At 47.5% G+C, this 16,575-nt stretch carries 16 protein-coding genes and 1 pseudogene; 10 read left to right on the top strand and 7 right to left on the bottom strand.

Translation table 11 applies throughout. From position 1 onward, the window contains the following. Window positions 1-397 precede the first annotated feature (397 nt). Together QRY16_RS20175 and QRY16_RS20170 are read left to right on the top strand one after the other, a co-directional pair. Complete coding sequence (locus tag QRY16_RS20175) at window positions 398-676, top strand: DUF4060 family protein (RefSeq protein ID WP_289777832.1); 279 nt, start codon at window positions 398-400, stop codon at window positions 674-676. A 40-nt stretch (window positions 677-716) separates the two neighbouring features. After that, window positions 717-902 carry a hypothetical protein gene (locus tag QRY16_RS20170; protein ID WP_289777831.1) on the top strand — a complete coding sequence of 62 codons (186 nt, stop codon included), beginning with the start codon at window positions 717-719 and terminating at the stop codon, window positions 900-902. A gap of 146 nt (window positions 903-1,048) precedes the next feature. Here QRY16_RS20170 and QRY16_RS20165 read toward each other — a convergent pair whose 3' ends face one another. Continuing rightward, window positions 1,049-1,312 carry an MFS transporter gene (locus QRY16_RS20165; protein ID WP_289777830.1) on the bottom strand — a complete coding sequence of 88 codons (264 nt, stop codon included), beginning with the start codon at window positions 1,310-1,312 and terminating at the stop codon, window positions 1,049-1,051. A gap of 385 nt (window positions 1,313-1,697) precedes the next feature. Further along, window positions 1,698-2,519, bottom strand: coding sequence for a Cof-type HAD-IIB family hydrolase (locus tag QRY16_RS20160; protein WP_289777829.1), 822 nt, complete (start codon window positions 2,517-2,519; stop codon window positions 1,698-1,700). A gap of 253 nt (window positions 2,520-2,772) precedes the next feature. Here QRY16_RS20160 and QRY16_RS20155 point away from each other — a divergent pair, with 253 nt between their 5' ends. Both QRY16_RS20155 and QRY16_RS20150 read left to right on the top strand, forming a co-directional pair. Further along, window positions 2,773-4,035 (top strand): DUF1479 domain-containing protein, encoded by a 1,263-nt coding sequence (locus tag QRY16_RS20155; RefSeq protein ID WP_289777828.1) that lies wholly within the window; start codon window positions 2,773-2,775, stop codon window positions 4,033-4,035. 73 nt (window positions 4,036-4,108) lie between these two features. Beyond that, entirely contained in the window at window positions 4,109-4,876 is a 768-nt protein-coding gene (locus tag QRY16_RS20150) for a DeoR/GlpR family DNA-binding transcription regulator (protein ID WP_289777827.1), read from the top strand. A 294-nt stretch (window positions 4,877-5,170) separates the two neighbouring features. Here QRY16_RS20150 and QRY16_RS20145 read toward each other — a convergent pair whose 3' ends face one another. Continuing rightward, window positions 5,171-5,749 carry a C40 family peptidase gene (locus QRY16_RS20145; RefSeq protein ID WP_289777826.1) on the bottom strand — a complete coding sequence of 193 codons (579 nt, stop codon included), beginning with the start codon at window positions 5,747-5,749 and terminating at the stop codon, window positions 5,171-5,173. A 518-nt stretch (window positions 5,750-6,267) separates the two neighbouring features. On the opposite strand from QRY16_RS20145, the gene QRY16_RS20140 reads away from it, so the two are divergent. Together QRY16_RS20140 and QRY16_RS20135 are read left to right on the top strand one after the other, a co-directional pair. Next, window positions 6,268-6,900, top strand: a complete 633-nt coding sequence (locus QRY16_RS20140; RefSeq protein WP_289777825.1) for a substrate-binding domain-containing protein — start codon at window positions 6,268-6,270, stop codon at window positions 6,898-6,900. A 69-nt stretch (window positions 6,901-6,969) separates the two neighbouring features. After that, complete coding sequence (locus tag QRY16_RS20135) at window positions 6,970-7,284, top strand: type 1 periplasmic-binding domain-containing protein (protein WP_289777824.1); 315 nt, start codon at window positions 6,970-6,972, stop codon at window positions 7,282-7,284. A gap of 156 nt (window positions 7,285-7,440) precedes the next feature. Here the strand turns inward: QRY16_RS20135 and QRY16_RS20130 are convergent, their stop codons facing one another. Then, window positions 7,441-8,967 carry an MDR family MFS transporter gene (locus QRY16_RS20130; RefSeq protein WP_289777823.1) on the bottom strand — a complete coding sequence of 509 codons (1,527 nt, stop codon included), beginning with the start codon at window positions 8,965-8,967 and terminating at the stop codon, window positions 7,441-7,443. Window positions 8,968-9,045: 78 nt separating this feature from the next. Here QRY16_RS20130 and QRY16_RS20125 point away from each other — a divergent pair, with 78 nt between their 5' ends. Further along, complete coding sequence (locus QRY16_RS20125) at window positions 9,046-9,729, top strand: TetR/AcrR family transcriptional regulator (RefSeq protein ID WP_289777822.1); 684 nt, start codon at window positions 9,046-9,048, stop codon at window positions 9,727-9,729. A 145-nt stretch (window positions 9,730-9,874) separates the two neighbouring features. On the opposite strand, the gene QRY16_RS20120 is transcribed toward QRY16_RS20125, so the two are convergent. After that, a complete protein-coding gene (locus QRY16_RS20120; RefSeq protein WP_289777821.1) occupies window positions 9,875-10,270 on the bottom strand; it encodes a VOC family protein in 396 nt (131 codons plus the stop codon). A 360-nt stretch (window positions 10,271-10,630) separates the two neighbouring features. Between QRY16_RS20120 and QRY16_RS20115 the strand changes: the two genes are divergently transcribed. Further along, window positions 10,631-10,795: a con-10 family general stress protein gene (locus QRY16_RS20115; protein WP_289777820.1), complete on the top strand. Its 165-nt coding sequence runs from the start codon at window positions 10,631-10,633 to the stop codon at window positions 10,793-10,795. A 340-nt stretch (window positions 10,796-11,135) separates the two neighbouring features. Here the strand turns inward: QRY16_RS20115 and QRY16_RS20110 are convergent, their stop codons facing one another. Then, window positions 11,136-12,152: an ABC transporter substrate-binding protein gene (locus QRY16_RS20110; protein WP_289777819.1), complete on the bottom strand. Its 1,017-nt coding sequence runs from the start codon at window positions 12,150-12,152 to the stop codon at window positions 11,136-11,138. Between the two features lie 13 nt (window positions 12,153-12,165). Next, entirely contained in the window at window positions 12,166-14,280 is a 2,115-nt protein-coding gene (locus tag QRY16_RS20105) for a TonB-dependent receptor (RefSeq protein ID WP_289777818.1), read from the bottom strand. Between the two features lie 312 nt (window positions 14,281-14,592). Between QRY16_RS20105 and QRY16_RS20100 the strand changes: the two genes are divergently transcribed. Both QRY16_RS20100 and QRY16_RS20095 read left to right on the top strand, forming a co-directional pair. Further along, the gene (locus QRY16_RS20100; RefSeq protein ID WP_289777817.1) at window positions 14,593-14,919 is read left to right on the top strand and encodes a hypothetical protein; all 327 of its coding nucleotides are present in this window, start codon (window positions 14,593-14,595) and stop codon (window positions 14,917-14,919) included. A gap of 327 nt (window positions 14,920-15,246) precedes the next feature. After that, a pseudogene (locus tag QRY16_RS20095) lies at window positions 15,247-16,449 on the top strand (helicase-related protein); the annotation flags it as partial. Between the last annotated feature and the right edge of the window lie 126 nt (window positions 16,450-16,575).

Here is a 16,575-nt window from a genome sequence, read left to right as displayed (position 1 = left end):
TGATTACATCGAAATGTTTTATAACAGTAAGCGTCGGCATGGTTCGAGTGATCAGATGCCACCGACGGAATATGAAAAACAATATTATCAACGGCTCGGAAGTGTCTAGATTATCCGTGGCGATTCAAACAAACATGACTACCCGCCTGGCTATAAGCAGAAAGTTATTCTGTCCCGCTTGTTGATATGAAGGTATTCCTGACCTTGCGCGACGCGAGTTAGCTGATGGCTACTGGCGGGTGACATTGATCGTCACAGCGATGTAACGAAACGGGTGCAGAGCTTTAAACTAATATTAGTTTAAAGGTCAGCAGTCAGATGTTCAGTGTTTATAAACCCCGTTACCATAAGGCCACCCATCTGGCCTTGCATTCTGGTAAAGCATTTGAGGAACTGAATGAAGCACATCATCCGCGGTGATAAAGAGCCCTTCCATATTCTGGCAGCAACCCGAGCACTCGAAGCACACTGTTTCCGCTACGGAGAAGGGAACAAATATCATCCGGTCATCTATTCCATTGCCTACCGCCGCCGATTTTATCAAATTGAAGTTATTACCCGACGAGAAACAATGGTCGCAACAGTGATTACCGGCGTGCGTAATCTTACCCATCTGCCAGGAGCCGCCGGAGACCAGGCGAAGGCGTCTGCTGACCTTGAGCGCTCGCTCGTTTAACGCTAAAGATATATATCGGCTTTAAGAAAAGGACAGGATTATGCAGAAAAAGAAATGGTTCGTAGCCTATGCAGTTAAACCAGAAGGACAGGAAACTAAAACGTTACACACCTTTATCGAAGGTTCTGATGTAGAAGAAGAGCTGGAAAAGCACATTTTTGAAATCAAAGATTTAATGGGGCTTGAGACCGATGAAATAACAGTCATTTCCGTAAGTCTGGTTTAAGGCAGTTCAGTCTTTATTTTGCTTCCGCTGATAGCTTGAGCGATTAGCTTTTTATGGAATGACCAAGGGCGCCCTGTTTACTGGGGTTGCCCTTTTTCTGACTTCATCCGCAACCTGGCGGGCAATAAAACTGTTCTGGCTCCTGCTCAATCATAAGCTTCTTTACGGTGCACCAGCCAAACTAGCCCATATGAAAGGCCCGCCAACATCGCAGCGCCGAAAAATATCCACGACAAATTATCTGGAATAAATACCATAAACGAGGATAAAAACTGGCCGGAAAATATCGCCATTGCCAGGCGGGCCAGGTTTCGACCGCGCCCCCCTTCTTCGCTGAGATCCACTGTCATATGGTTAACCAAAGGAATGGATAAGCCGAACCCGCAACCCAGTAGCACCCCACCAAGCATAAAAACAGGCAGCGTGTCTGCGAATGAGAACAGCAGATGTGCGAAGAGATAGCTGCGTAGAAGGAGGCTAGCACGATGGCGTAAATTTCATTTTTAGTATGTTGTAACTATATCACTTTTTAGCCTGGCGAAGATCTTGGAATTTTGCTTTTTATTTTAATGAGTTAGTGTGATTTAGCGTGGCGATTTCAGCCTGAATACAGAACCAGAAAAGAGCGAACAAAGGAAGCAGACGTTTATGTATTCCTGTAGCGCTTTTGTACGTTAAAGATAAAAGTGTTGAGGCGGAAGATGATCTTTCTCGCTACATACGGGCGTGTTATCCCGGTAGGGAAGAAAATAAATGGCCACATTCGACTGCGGCCATTTTTATACGCGAACGGTTTTAATCAAACGGAAATTCACGCGCCAACAGGCGGGATATAACATTCAACGCGCCTTCATCATTATTACTTTCAGTTTTGTAGCGCGCCACAGCACTGACCGAATCAACCGCATTAGCCATCGCGAAACTAAAACATGCCTGACGCAGCATTTCAATGTCGTTCGCGCTGTCACCAATCGCCAACACTTCGCAATCATCAATGCCCCATTTCTCCTGCAACAGCGCAATGCCGTGCGCTTTATGGCAGCCGGGAATGATCAGATCGACAAAGCCAAAGCCACTTGATACCGGGTGCATGATGTTTTCAATTTCACCCAGCCGCGCATGTAGACGCGCTAAAAGATCGTCTACCTCTTCATGGGCGAGATTTAGTGAAAATTTAAAAATGGTGTCATCAATGTTGTAAAGATCGTCACATTTTTCCAGGCGATAATAGTGGTTAGTCAGCATAGCGATGACCTCATCCGACACTGATGAATGTACATAGGCACCATTTTTACCGCATACCACCGTGCTGATTTCCGGTTCTTTCGCCAAAATATCCAGCACTTGATGTACTCTTTCTTTGGCTAACTCACCGCAAAAAATCTCTTCGTTGCAGTCAGAAACCCAGGCGCCATTCTCGGCGACAAACGCAATTTCATCTTTATAATCGGAGAAATAGCGCTGCAGCTGGTAATACTGATTCCCACTAGCGACCACAAAGCGGATGCCCTTCTCTTTCATTAACGCATACTGACGTGAAAATCGCTGAACGTTGTATTGTTTGTTCTCGTCCAGAAAAGTGCCGTCCATATCCACTGCAATCATTTTTACCGCCATTTCGCTCACCCTTTTGCTAATGCCGCGCTGTCCTTCGGCTTGTTGAGTTAATTAATAAAGCTTAATCGCTGTGTGGATGAATGAGAATGTAAATAATGAGTCTATGCCACGCTTTCGGATCGTTCCTGAGATCAACTTGTGTGATTGTTCACACTTTTATGTGTTGCATGAGTGTTAACTTTCACCATAATTACGAATGAAGGTAAATTCGATTACATTCGTAACTTCCATCCTGCATCACGCGGAGCGAAATATGACAGCGAAATCACATTCCACCCCTTTACCACAAGATGTAAAAAAAGCCATCCGAAACCTAAAGCAACAGTTGCGTCAGCAGGCAGGCGATGTTGATGCGTTATTTGCTAAAGTTTGCAGCCGAATTGAGAAGTCGATTGCGGAGGCTAAAATCGATGAGCAGCAAACCGGTAGTGCCTGGCCGAGCGTGACCCTGGCGCAGATCGCAAAAGGTCAGGTTTCGGATGAAACCCGCCAATGCATAAAACAACGCGGTTGCCTGGTGGTAAAACAGCATTTTCCACGCGCGCAGGCGCTCGCATGGGATAAGTCAATGCTCGATTATTTAGATAGCAATGATTTTGACCAGCAGTATCGCGGACCTGGCGATAATTTTTTTGGTAGCCTTGAGGCATCGCGCCCGGAAATTTATCCCATTTACTGGTCGCAAGCGCAGATGCAGGCGCGCCAAAGCGACGCGATGAATCAGGTTCAGTCTTTCCTTAATCGCTTATGGAAGTTCGAATCGCAGGGCGAGCGCTGGTTTGATCCCGACGTTAGCATCATTTACCCGGATCGCATCCGCCGCCGTTTGCCAGGCACCACATCAAAAGGATTAGGTGCACATACCGATTCGGGCGCGCTGGAACGCTGGTTATTACCTGCCTATCAAAAAGTGTTTGCCTCGGTTTTTAACGGTGATATTGAAACTTATGACCCCTGGGATGCGGCACACCGCACCGAAGTGGATGAGTATGACGTGCCGGATACAACTAAATGTTCGGTATTTCGCACTTTTCAAGGCTGGACGGCATTATCCGATATGATCCCTGATCGGGGACTGCTCCATGTCGTGCCGGTTCCCGAAGCAATGGCGTATGTATTGCTACGCCCGCTGTTATCTGACGTTCCCGATGATGAACTTTGTGGCGTGGCCCCCGGAAGAGTCCTGCCCGTCAATGAGCACTGGCATCCGCATTTGATCAAAGGGTTGAGTTCAATTCCAGCCCTTGAGGCTGGCGATTCTGTATGGTGGCATTGTGATGTGATTCATTCGGTGGCGCCGGTGGAAAATCAACAAGGTTGGGGCAATGTAATGTACATCCCTGCTGCACCGCTGTGTGAAAAAAATCTGGCCTTCGCGCGTTTGGTGGCACAGGCGCTGGATAACGGCCATTCGCCAGCAGATTTTCCCCCGGAAAATTATGAAGCTGAATGGCAGGATCGTTTCACGCTGGCTGATTTGAATATCAACGGCAGGCGCGCGCTGGGTTTAGCGTGATGAAAATCCGCGTCGTCAGACGACGCGGATTTTCTGTTAGACTAACAGCCATTATTTTTTATGAATGATTCCTATGAACGCTCGACATCAATATATTATTCAGTTAGTTAACGCACGCGGCAGCATCGCGGTAAGCGAACTGGCGCAGCTAACGGGCGTGTCTGAAGTTACGATACGTCAGGATCTCAATCTACTGGAGCGCGATCAATTTCTCCGTCGCATTCACGGTTCGGCGCTGGCCCTGGATAGCGATGATGTCGGTACGCGTATGCATACGCGATACAGCATTAAGCAAGCAATCGCCCGTCACGCTGCGCAACTCATCAATAAAGACGAATCCGTATTTATCGAAGGCGGCAGCACCAATGCTTTGCTGGCTCGCGCATTATCAGAACGTCATGATGTCACTGTGATTACCGTTAGCCATTACATCGCTCATTTATTAAAAGATGCCGCGTGCGAAGTCATTGTATTAGGCGGTATGTTGCAAAAAAGCAGCGAATCGATGATCGGCCCGCTTACGCGCTATTGCATACATCAGGTACATTTTCACAAAGCTTTTGTTGGGATAGACGGCTGGCATCGCGAAACCGGTTTTACCGGACGCAATATGCTGCGCTGCGATGTTGTAGATGCAGTGCTGGCGAAAGGTGTTGATACATTCGTTCTGACCGACTCTTCAAAGTTTGGGCAAATATATCCTTATCCTCTCTCGCCGGGGTATCAGGTTCGTCGGCTAATTACAGATAATGCACTCGATTCTGCCAGCCTGTTGCAGCTTCAGGATAATGGTGTAGAGGTGATTCAGGTTCAGGAGGATAATCCAGCCCTTTTCGTCTGACGAGCGCTTTTCAAATTTACGGAAAACAGAGCGCGCCTGTTTATTTTTGTTTCAGCAACCGGGTACAGCCAACACGTCACAATCGACAACGCAGAAAAATAAGCCTGCGCTTATTCCCCATATTGTCACGATCGCTTGGCTGGAATTTGCATGCCCCCGCAGGAACCTTCTCTAAATCTACCCATAGATTGCCGCTGATACCTGCCTTTCAGGGTTGAGGCACCGTACGGTTACGACGCCATTTTTCAACAACTTAATCCTCGGTTACTGACGCTTTTCAGATTTTCAGAATGGTTAGTTTTTCGCTAATTTCACCGGGACGGGTTCGGCATTAAAGGTTATTTCAGCGTTATATTCTTTTGGCAAACGTCTTGCCTGAAAATAAACGCGCTGCCAATAAGGATTCATTAACGAAGAACGCATAACCCCTTTACTTGATGAAGCGTGTAAGAATTGATGATCGGTGTCATAAAATCCGACATGCATTTCATGATGAATGCGGAAAAAGACTAAATCGCCCGGCTGAAGATGATTTTTGTCAACGCGTTTGCCCATATGAATAAGCTGGCTGGTTGTTACACGATCCATCGGGATGTTGAAGCGATCCTTTAGCGTTCGCCAGACAAAACCAGAACAATCAACCCCGGATAATTTCGTCCCGCCCCAATGATAGGGTGTGCCTTCCCAGGAGTGCATTTGGTCGTGTAGCGCGGCAATTACCGGTATTAAATCAGGCTGTTGGTCAGCATTACTTGCCGTGTCGTCAGCATCTACTGACAAATTTTTGTGAGGGGAAGCGGAATGAGACGAACACCCTACCAGCAGAGCAAACGACAAGCAGAATACAACCCTGGCTATTTCAAATGACTTCATGAAGGTGGATACCGGCAATTTTGGCGCATGAGTAGTTTGTGAGTTTATACAGCACCAAATAAAACGAAAAAATGGCTTGTGGTTCTGTATTACTCAGACTTACGCTTATTGACACAACTTTACTCACCTAAAGCTTATTAACGCCTTATTTTTTGCTTTTTTTACATTCCCTGTTTTCAGGGGAATAAAAAAGGAAATAACGCACCTTATAATCACTCAAAAAAACAAATAATAAGCCTGCCATCGAACGAGACAGAATAATTGCTTACTGACCAGCGGATAATCACAAGCATGGACCCGGTGTTTACATAAAGGATAAGGTTATCAAGAGAGAATTTCATTCTCATCGGCGAAATATCTTCCGCCATAACCTACTATTATTAAGCCAGTTTTCAGCATAAACCGATGAATTTCTCGCTGCCTGCTAACGTAAAAACAAGCGTTGTGTTTAACTAAACCAGCCGCTACATCGCTTGTCATTAACCTCAAATAAACCTCACTTAATCCTCATATAATCTATGCCTGAATTCACGCTAAAACAGATCGCTGCGCAATCCGGCTTAAGCCTCGCCACTATGGATCGGGCGTTGCATAACCGCGGCAAAGTGCATCCACAGACGCAACATCGTATTCAGCAAGCCATAGCAGATTTGGAGCTGCTGCGAAAAGCCAGATTAGCCAAAGGCAGAACAATTTATTTCGATGTGATCATGCATACCCCTGATCGTTTTCGTGAGCTGGTGCGTGAAGCTTTTAGTAGCCAGATAGCCAGCTTCCCCTCCTTCAAAATTCAGCTGCGTTTTCATTGCAATGAAAACATGACGGTGGAAGAGATGAACGCGCATCTGAAAAAATGTGCGGTACATAGCCATAGCGTTATTTTGAAAGCCTCTAATTCGCAGCAGTTGATCCCCACCATTGATATGCTTATGAAACAACGTGTTCCGTTGGTGACGGTGATGTCAGATATTCCCTCCAGCGCCCGGCTGCGCTATATCGGCATGGAAAATATTGATGCGGGGAAAGCCGCCGCCTTTTTAATGTCAAAATGGCTATGGGTAGAGAAATCACATATTGTGGCGATCACCGGCAGTAAAACCTTCGTTGGTGAGCAAGGGCGTATCGAAGGTTTTACCACCGCGCTGCAATAGTTTGCACCACAACATCGCGTCAGTGTTATTGCGGGTGGTTTTGGTATCGACTACTTAACCTACCAGTGCGTGTATGATTTTCTTAAAGCGCACCCTGAAACCGATGCGGTTTATACCGTGGGTGGCGGCAATGCCGGTATCCTTCGCGCATTTGAAGAACAACACGTCCCCATCAACACCTTTATTGGTCACGATCTGGATCGGGAAAACCGGGCTTTAATGCTGGCCGGTAAAATAGATGCATTGATTGAGCACAATTTGCAGTTGGATGCTCAGCATGCCTTTAAGTCTTTGCTGGCGTTTCATGATTTTATTTCTACCGCAGAAAATAGGGTGCCCTACTCCAAGATCAATATTATTACGCGCTACAACATGACGAGCTGATGCAGCTACGCCAATAGCGCTTAAAATAGAATGATGGTCACGTGATCGCCTTTGCCATCAACTTAGTGTTAGCGGCGTTCATTGAAAGCTGCGCAAAGCACACCCGCTGACTGAACATCATCTGGCTTATCAGGCCAGACGATGTCGATGGGACATTTACTTAGACGAAGGGTGAACAGATTTTTTTAGCGGCACTTCTTTGAGAAACCACGACAGCGTAAACGCTACAACCATTATGCAGCCCCCCAACAGAAAAGCCGCGTGGATACCCTGACCAAAGGATATCAGATAAGCTTCTTTAAGCGTCGATGGCAACTGATGCACGGCAATTGGGTTCATTCCATGCGGCAACGCAGTTCCATCAGCGACGCGTTGCATCAGTGATGATTGCAAAACCTGGGTAAATATCGCCCCAAACAGCGACACGCCAATTGATCCGCCAACCGACCTAAACAGCGTTATCGCCGAAGTGGCAACCCCCAGCATATTAACGGCAACCGTGTTCTGCACCACCAGCACTAAAACCTGCATCACCATGCCTAATCCCATACCAAGCAAGCCAGTGAAAAGATATAGATGCCAGATCGGCGATGTGAGGGTAATGGTGGTCAGCAATCCTAACCCAACCGAAGCCAGCAAGGTGCCCATAACCGGAAAGATGCGATAGCGCCCGGTCTTACTGATAAGGCGACCACTGATGATCGAAGTCAGCAATAAGCCGCCCATCAAAGGAATCAACTGCAAGCCTGCCTGAGTTGGCGTCGCCTCTTTCACCACCTGCAAATAGAGCGGCAAAAAAGTAACGCTACCAAACAGCGACATACCCACAATGAATCCCATCAGACTGCATAAAGAGAAGCTGCGGTTGCGAAACAGTGAAAGTGGCAGGATCGGTTCAATCGCTAATCTTTCTTCATGGATAAACCCAATGACCCCCACGATGCCAAAAGCCAAAATACACCAGAGTTTTGGATCGGACCATTCATGCACGGTTCCGCCCTCGCTGGTGAATAACGTAATCCCCACCAGCGCTAAACTGAGACAAAACGCGCCAGGATAATCAATTTCATGTTGATTGCGTTTACTGGCGGTTTTAAAGACCGTGCCAATGATGATCAATGAAAGCAGGCCAAGCGGCAGATTAATATAAAAAATCCAGCGCCACGAAACATGCTCAACCATAAAACCGCCTATCAGCGGACCCAGTATTGTCGCTAAGCCAAAAACACCGCCAAACCAGCCCTGATAGCGCCCGCGCTCGGCGGGAGAAATAATATCTGCAACGGCGGCCATGCTCACAACCATTAATCCGCCACCGCCTAAGCCTTGTAAAGCACGCGTCCAGACCAGTTGCGTCATGCTTTGTGCCAACCCGCAAAGCATGGAACCCAATAAGAACAGCACGATCGAGATTTGCAGCATCTTTTTACGGCCAAATAAATCACCAAATTTGCCGTACAGCGGCACCGCAATAGTGGATGACAGGGTGTAAGCCGTCACCACCCAGGTCAACTTATCCAGGCCGCCAAACTCACCAACAATCGTTGGCAGCGCCGTTGAGACAATAGTCTGATCCAATGCCGACAACAGCATCACTAACATCAGTGCACCGATCAACAAAGCGACCGACTGAGGCTGAGGTTGTAATTTGACCGATTGATGAGTCAACTTTTTTGACTCCATAACATCACCGCTTGTAATTAATTAAATGACCATTTAATATCAATTATAATTTTTCACACGTCAACGGTTCATACAACGATGCCCACAGAAAAAACGCAAACACCCTATAACTCGTTGAAAAATAAAGATAGACGACCTGGCCGTCCTCGCGGTGGCGCGATTAACGTTGAGCAGCGTGAACACTTACTCGACATCGCGCTGATGCTATTTGCCGAACAAGGTATTGCTGAGACATCATTGAACGCGATTGCACGTAAAGCCGAAGTCAGTGCCGCCATGCTGACCTATTATTTTCAGTCACGGGAATCGCTGCTGGACATCATTATCGAAGAACGCTTTTTACCGCTGCGCCATGATATTGCAGCCATCTTCGATCAACACATCGATGATCCTCATACCGCCCTGATGCTTATCCTGAAAAAAATAGTTGAGACCGCAGAGCAGCACGTCTGGTTTGCTCCATTATGGATGCAGGAAATGGCGACAGGCGAGTCAGCCTTCCGTCAGCGGTTAAAGCTCAAACATGGTGATGCGGTGCGGCAAAAGGCGGTCACTATCATTCAGAAATGGCAGCAAGACGGTAAACTCAATGCCCGGCTTGAACCGAATCTATTGATGAGTTCACTGATGAGTCTGATCCTGGTGCCTTTCGCGCAGTTCAGAAAAACGGAGAGTCCCGCTGGATTTAACAGCGATCAGATTTTGCAACATGTTACCGCTTTAATTTCAAAAGGCTTTCTGAACAATGAAGGCAGGCGCTAAATTAGCCATAAGGCGTAGAATGATGGAGGAAACTGGCTGATCAGAGGGAAAAGACCAGCCTGGGCAATAACGTAAATAAATCGCAGGACAGTTCAGCCATAGCGGGTAAGCACACTGTTTTTGACGACCATCAAGCGGAAAGACATCATTCTGCATTACAAAACATCGCCAGTTTATTACCTGCCGGGTCTCGCAGATAGGCCACGTAGAAGTGGTCGCCATATCGATCCCGGAGCCCCGGCGCGCCCTCATCTGAACCGCCCGCGGTTAACCCAGCCGCATGAATTTCATCAACCAATTTGCGCGACTTTACGCGAAATCCAGGCATCATACCGTTTGCCGGTTCGGCTTTACCCCCGTTATAAGGTTGGCTGATAAAAATTGCCCCCGGACCATTGTGCCTGTCTGGCATATCCGGTAGCGAGAAAATGAGCTTCTCGCCCTCCACATCTTTTTCATAACCCAACGGCAGTAAAACAGCGTCATAAAACTGCCCGGATAGATTGACATCATTGGCTCCGATAAAAAGGTAGCTAAGCATCATGGCTCCTGTTTGTTCATCGTTTTAAAATACATGCCAAAGAAAAAGTAAAATTAAATAATCCTGACTGACATTCTAGAACAGACAGCAAACAAACGCCTTGAGAACCCTCCTATCGCCTTGTGTTTTTATCAAAGATATAAATAATCTCATCCCGAGAAACAAACTGTAATAACTTCAGGTTAAGTTTTCCAAGTAAAGTATTTATTCTGACTCTGACAATGGCGCCTGTAGAAAATAAAAATAAATCACGCATTATGCTTGCAGGGTTTTATAACCTGGCTATCATTAAGCCTGAACGACGCACATGACTTAATTTAAACAGGCCATGTAATTTAAAACTCTTGAGGAGAACATAATATGACTCAGCACAGAGGCGGTTCAGGAAATTTTGCAGAAGATCGTGAAAAAGCCAGCTCAGCTGGTAAGAAAGGTGGGCAACATAGTGGCGGCAATTTTAAGAATGACCGCGAAAAAGCGTCCGATGCAGGGAAAAAAGGTGGCCATAATAGCCACCGCAGTTAATAATCCTTTCTAATCAGGTTTATTATTCGAGGCAAAGGAATGCCTCAGACCTTTCTTATTTTACCCCTCCTTGTATTATCATACAAAACCTGTCTTTATCTGTTATCTCTGCCAGTTCATCAGCGGTTGCCCTTTCAATATGCAATACGACTGGTTTATTTTTATCAGGGCGTTATTTCTCAGGAAGATTATTACAATAAAAATTAAATAATAAATACATTATGGCAAAGAGAAAATTTAATGAAACATGCACCAGCAGAAGCGATATTTTGACATTCACTTCACAAAGATAGTGCCACCTTCCCTGGCGGCTAAAAATTTGGGTGATAAGGTCAAAATCTTATTCAGGCGGCAGGGCCGCAATGATTCTTCGGGCTTCTTTTTCATCCAGCGGGTAATGATAAAACCGCTGATAAAAATCCTGCGTCGCCTTTATTATGTTCAGACTGGGAAACAAATCAGGATGCAGCTTCTTTGCTGCCCACTGAATCTGTAGCGCTATTTCGGTGCCGTAACGATCCCAGGGGAAGACCCCCGCCGGGTTTTGCCAGACGCGATGCTGTTTCACCGCCTTCAGGCTGGCAGACAATGAGGCATACTCAGAATTCGCCAGCTTACCTGCACCCGGACCAATGATGATCACATCCGGGTTCCAGCTAATAACCTCCTCTGGCGATACCTCTTTCATATTGCCATCAACCTGCCCTGCCACGTTTTGCCCGCCCGCAAGTTTAATCCAGGTATCGATCAAAGTATTACGACCATCCACTTTCAAAGGATGCAATGACTGAATATGTAAAACACGCGGACGTTGATTGTCTTTCAGCTCTGCGGTTTTCTTCGAAATTATCGCTACTTGCTGATCGAGATAATGATTGTAATTCTGCGCTCGCTGCATAGCTTGCGCGGTCCCGACAACTTCTGCGGTAGACAGCAATGAATGTTTCATGCTGGTAAAATCATCAAAGCGCATCATCAGCGTCGCAATCCCAGCCTGGCGATAAGCATCGGCCTGCGGATCGTTTATCGGTACGAAAACCACATCAACTTTACGCGCTACCAGGGCTTCGCTGGAGAAATCCTTACCCTGTATCTGCAAAGCGTTATTGAGCGAAGGCTGAATTTTAAACATCCAGGGACGATCGCTGGGATGATTAACGGTCGCGACAATACGATCGCCTGCGCCCAGCGTCATCAGCAATGAATGATGCGCATACCAGGCATCGGCAATGCGTTGGGCTGGTTTGACGATGTTAACTGGTATTCCAGCATCACCAGTCACCGTTTTACTTAATACACTGGCGCTCGACAACACCAGAGGTAAAGCCAGAAAGCTGGCATACAACGTTCTGTTCATCTTACTTTTCCTGTCAGAATTTCAGCTGCATTGAGACCTGCATCATGCGCGGTTCACCCAACTGTGCGCTGGCGTAACCGGCCCCGCTATACCCGTTCAAGCCGCCCGGCACGATATTGGTCCAGTAATGGCGATTAGTCAGGTTAGTCATATCGAAACGGAAGGTGGTCGCCGTATTAAACAGCTGAGTATGATAAGCCGCTCCAGCATCAAGCGTGGTATAACTGCCTACCCAGCCTTCATTGGTGTTATCCGTTGCACGCCGTCCAACGTAATGAATGCCGCCACGAATATCTGTGCCGGTCAGTATGGGAAGATCCCACGCCACAAATAAACTCGCGGTATAGCGCGGCAAGCCAACAATCTGTTTATTCTGCGTCGATTCGCTGGCCGTGCTAAACAGACGCGGATCCAGCCAGGTCATACCGCCATAAAGATGCACGCTCTGCGTTACATCACCATCCGCCATCAACTCAATGCCGCGATTACGCTGTTCACCCTCTTGTGCGTAGTAACCATCATCCCCGGTATAAGCGAAGGGCCGCTTAATCTGAAATATCGCTGCCGTTAACAACATGTTACCTACTGCTAACTTGCTGCCCGCTTCGATTTGTTTACTGCGATACGGCGCCAGAATATTTCCCGCATTACGGGCACCGGTCGGAGCGGTATCGCCTTGTTGCAAGCTATCTGCATAGGAAAGATACAGCGTCAGCGGATCGACTGGTTTGTACATCAGGCTGACAGACCCACTAAACCCACGGTTTGAGGATTCACTGGTGCGCGTGCCGCTTTTCGCGTAGTTTGCCGCACTGAGCAGGCTTTCACTGCCCGCAAGCAACAGGCTCCACTGACGGTTAAAAGCAAGATTATCGCTGAGCAAAAAGGCATGCTGCGTTGCAGTAGCAGAATGATAGCGTTGGGTGAAATCGGGGTAATCAGGTTCACTGAACGAGGCAGGGTTAGCAAGTGAAGCGCTTCCCAGGGTCTGTGTTCCGCCATTCAACGGATTCATATTTTTCCAGACAAAACCGCGTATCCCCATAGAGATTTGGTGATGCAGCCAGCCGGTATCCACTTCACCATTCAGGTTGGCCATATAACTGTTAATAGTGAAACGGCTGGCCGTCGCGGAAGAGGTTGTTGTCGTGTAATGACCCGCGTTATCCGTAAAAGTATTGGTTACCGATGTGGATTCGCGATCGGCGATTTGTCGCAATACGCCAATCTCACCCAGCCAGTTGCCATCAAAATCATGCTTCAGATGCACGCTTGCGGTTAAGGTGTGGTCGTCATTGCCAGCATAATACTGGCCGAGATGAGCGGTTTTTGGATCTGGCGCTGCAGGAAAGGAAAGTCCATTGCCCAAGGCAAATTTTCCCGGTAACCCTTTGACATAATAATGGTAATAGCTGAAATTTGTTTCTAAAACCGTTTGGTCGGTCAGATTCGCATCAAGTGCCACACTGAACAGCTGGCGCCGCTTTTTACTGCCGCTAACATAGCCATCGCCTTCGTCATCTAACAGGTTAAGGCGATAGCGCAGGCGATCGTTATCATCCAGCGGACCGCTGAAGTCGCCTGATAAAAGCCGGCTGATACCTGTGCCCGCACCCACAGTCACTGAATTTTGGGGTGAATCAGTGGCGCGTTTTGCCACAAAATTAAATAAACCCGCCGGATTTGCCGGACCATACAGCGAACCAGCCAGTCCGTTTAACACTTCAATATGATCAAATTGCTCCGCTGCATAATCGGTGGTTGAAACCACGTTGAGTCCATCGATCATGCTGTTTTGCACCACACTTCCCTGCATGCCACGCGTCTGCGGTCGCGCGCCGTCGCCTTGAACCGAAGGCATATAACGGTACAGATCGCTGACGCTTTTATACTGCTGTTTTTTCATCAAGGCGGGAGAAATAGTCTGAACCGCCCAGGGCGTATTACGTATCTCCTGCTGCCCCAGATTGCCCAGTGTCGCTTTTTTATTAACAGAGGGCGTCGCGCTGTCGGGTGCTGCGTTTACCACCAGCGTGGTATCTGATTTATTCTGTTCTGCATGCGCATTGAAGATACTCAATATTGCCAGACTGAGCGTGCTTAAACGGGAAAAGCTGGACGATTTCATTTGGAAGTATTTTAGGGTTATTGAAAGAACGCTAATTAGATAATTACCGGATGTAATTAATTTCGTTATTAAATTCATTATATAACGCTTAGGTTTATTTTTTACAGTGTTATATTCATCAAAAATAGTGATGGCTAAACAGCCGGTTAAGCGTTTTGTTGTATTAAAACAATCACGAACAAGAGAAGTGAATTAAGCAAAAAAGATTTATATGTTTTCGTTGCTTGTGGCAGGATAGGCGTCCTGTTAAGCCTTCCCGATAAGCCTCACATTTGACTGAGAGGGAATGTATTAAAATATTGCAGGATAAAAATGGTTGCCTCAAAATTTAAAATTATTATACCGGTATTGATTGTTCTCGCCCTGATTATTTGGTGGCTGACGCCGCATTACAGCGCTGAAGATAAAGCCTATTACGTCTCGGTTTTTTGCGCCATTCATCATGATGATGAGCAGAAATTCCTTACCGATATGTCAACCGTCATAGAGGGAAGTAATTCCGATTATGCATTGCAGAAGATCCATTTTGAGCCAGCTTTAGGAAAGCAGGTAATAAAAGCCTGGCAGAAACTCTCGCCGCAAGAACAAGCCAGCGCAGCGCATGACAACACCGCTTGTCAGCACCTGCTGAATGACTGATGTTTCAGATGTTTTCGTCTAACTTACTCTTTGAAAATGAAGCCTTATTTACGATGCCAAATACATCGCGTTACACATAACCAGCTATGTTGTTTTTCCTGACTGATGGGGTAAACCCTGCTCCCCACGAGGATTGGCGGAAAAGCTGACAGCGCGACTCAATGAACGTTATGCCGTCCAGGTCGGCAGTGCTTCTTCATCGCAGATAACCCAGCATTATGACTCCTTTTCTGGCGGTACTGAAAAGCGTGCAGAAGGCGCATCATCACTTATTGCCCGTTCGCTCATGGCTCCGTTTCCAAAGAGCAGCGCAGCGAAATTGAGGCCGCCCTAAAAGCGGGAGAACTACGCTGTGTCGTCGCTACATCCAGCCTTGAGCCTGGCATTGATATGGGACCGGTAGATTTAGTCATTCAGGTCGGCGCACCGCTGTCAATGGCCAGTGCGCTGCAACGTGTTGGCCGCGCTGGACATCAGGTTGGTGGGATTTCTACCGGGATAGTTTTTCCGCGCACACGCCGCGATTTAGTCGATGCTACCGTTACCGTTAAGGCGATGCTGGAAGGCCAGCTGGACCCGATTGACCCCCTGAGAATCCGTTGGATATTCTGGCGCAGCAAACCTTAGCTGCCGTCGCGATGGATGCGTTGCACATTGATGACTGATATGCCCTGGTACGTCGCGCTTTCCCATAATCTACCAGATACAGAAAAGGCACTCAGTGCTTATGGTCTGGATGAGAATGCAATACGTAATATGCTTTCATTAATTACTGAACAGCGTGCATCCACGGGTACGCTTCCTACCGATCATACCTTGATCATTGAGCGCTGCCGTGATGAGTCTGGTGACTAGCGGGTCATTTTGCATTCACCCTGGAGCCAGCGTGTACACGCGCCCTGGGCGCTGGCAATAGCAGATCGTATTCGGCGACGTATGGGAATCGATCCTTCTGTTGTCGCCAGTGATGATGGCATTATCGCGCGCTTCCCGGATAGCGAAGGCCGCATACCTGGTATTGAACTGTTTGCGTTTACACCCGATCGCTTGCAGCGAGTGGTAACAGAAAGCGTCGGTAGTTCAGCGCTGTTCGCGGCACGCTCTCGAGAATGTGCTTCACGGGCGTTGCTGCTGCCCAGACGCAATCCAGGTAAACGTTCTCCGCTCTGGCAGCAGCGCCTGCGCGCCGGACAATTATTGGAAGTAGCACGTGAATACGATGATTTTCCGCTTCTAATCGAGACCGCACGTGAATGTTTGCAGGACGTCTACGATTTACCCGCGCTGCATCAGCTGATGGAAAAAATCCAGAACGGTAAAATTCAGTTTGTCGATGTAACAACCGATGTGCCCTCTCCGTTTGCCGCGCCGCTACTGTTTGGTTATGTCGCAGAGTTTATGTATGCCAGTGACTCTCCCCTGGCTGAAAGGCGCGCCTCATTACTGGCGTTCGACAGTGGCCTGCCTGGTGAATTACTGGGCCAGACAGACATGCGCGAATTGCTGGCCCCTTCAGTGATTGAACGTGTTGTGTCAATACCGATCGAATTCTGACCCACCCTGCCAAAGTAAAACTGACCCACCCCCTTTGAATCATTCGAGCGTTGTTGCTTTCGTTTTCTTCTGGAGTTGACCGCTTTTCAGCTTATCTTTCAG

It is taken from the genome of Mixta mediterraneensis (assembly GCF_030283135.1).
Taxonomy (GTDB): Bacteria; Pseudomonadota; Gammaproteobacteria; order Enterobacterales; family Enterobacteriaceae; genus Pantoea; species Pantoea mediterraneensis.
The sequence above is the reverse complement of the archived record's forward strand: the minus strand, read 5'-3'. Positions and strand labels throughout refer to the sequence as shown.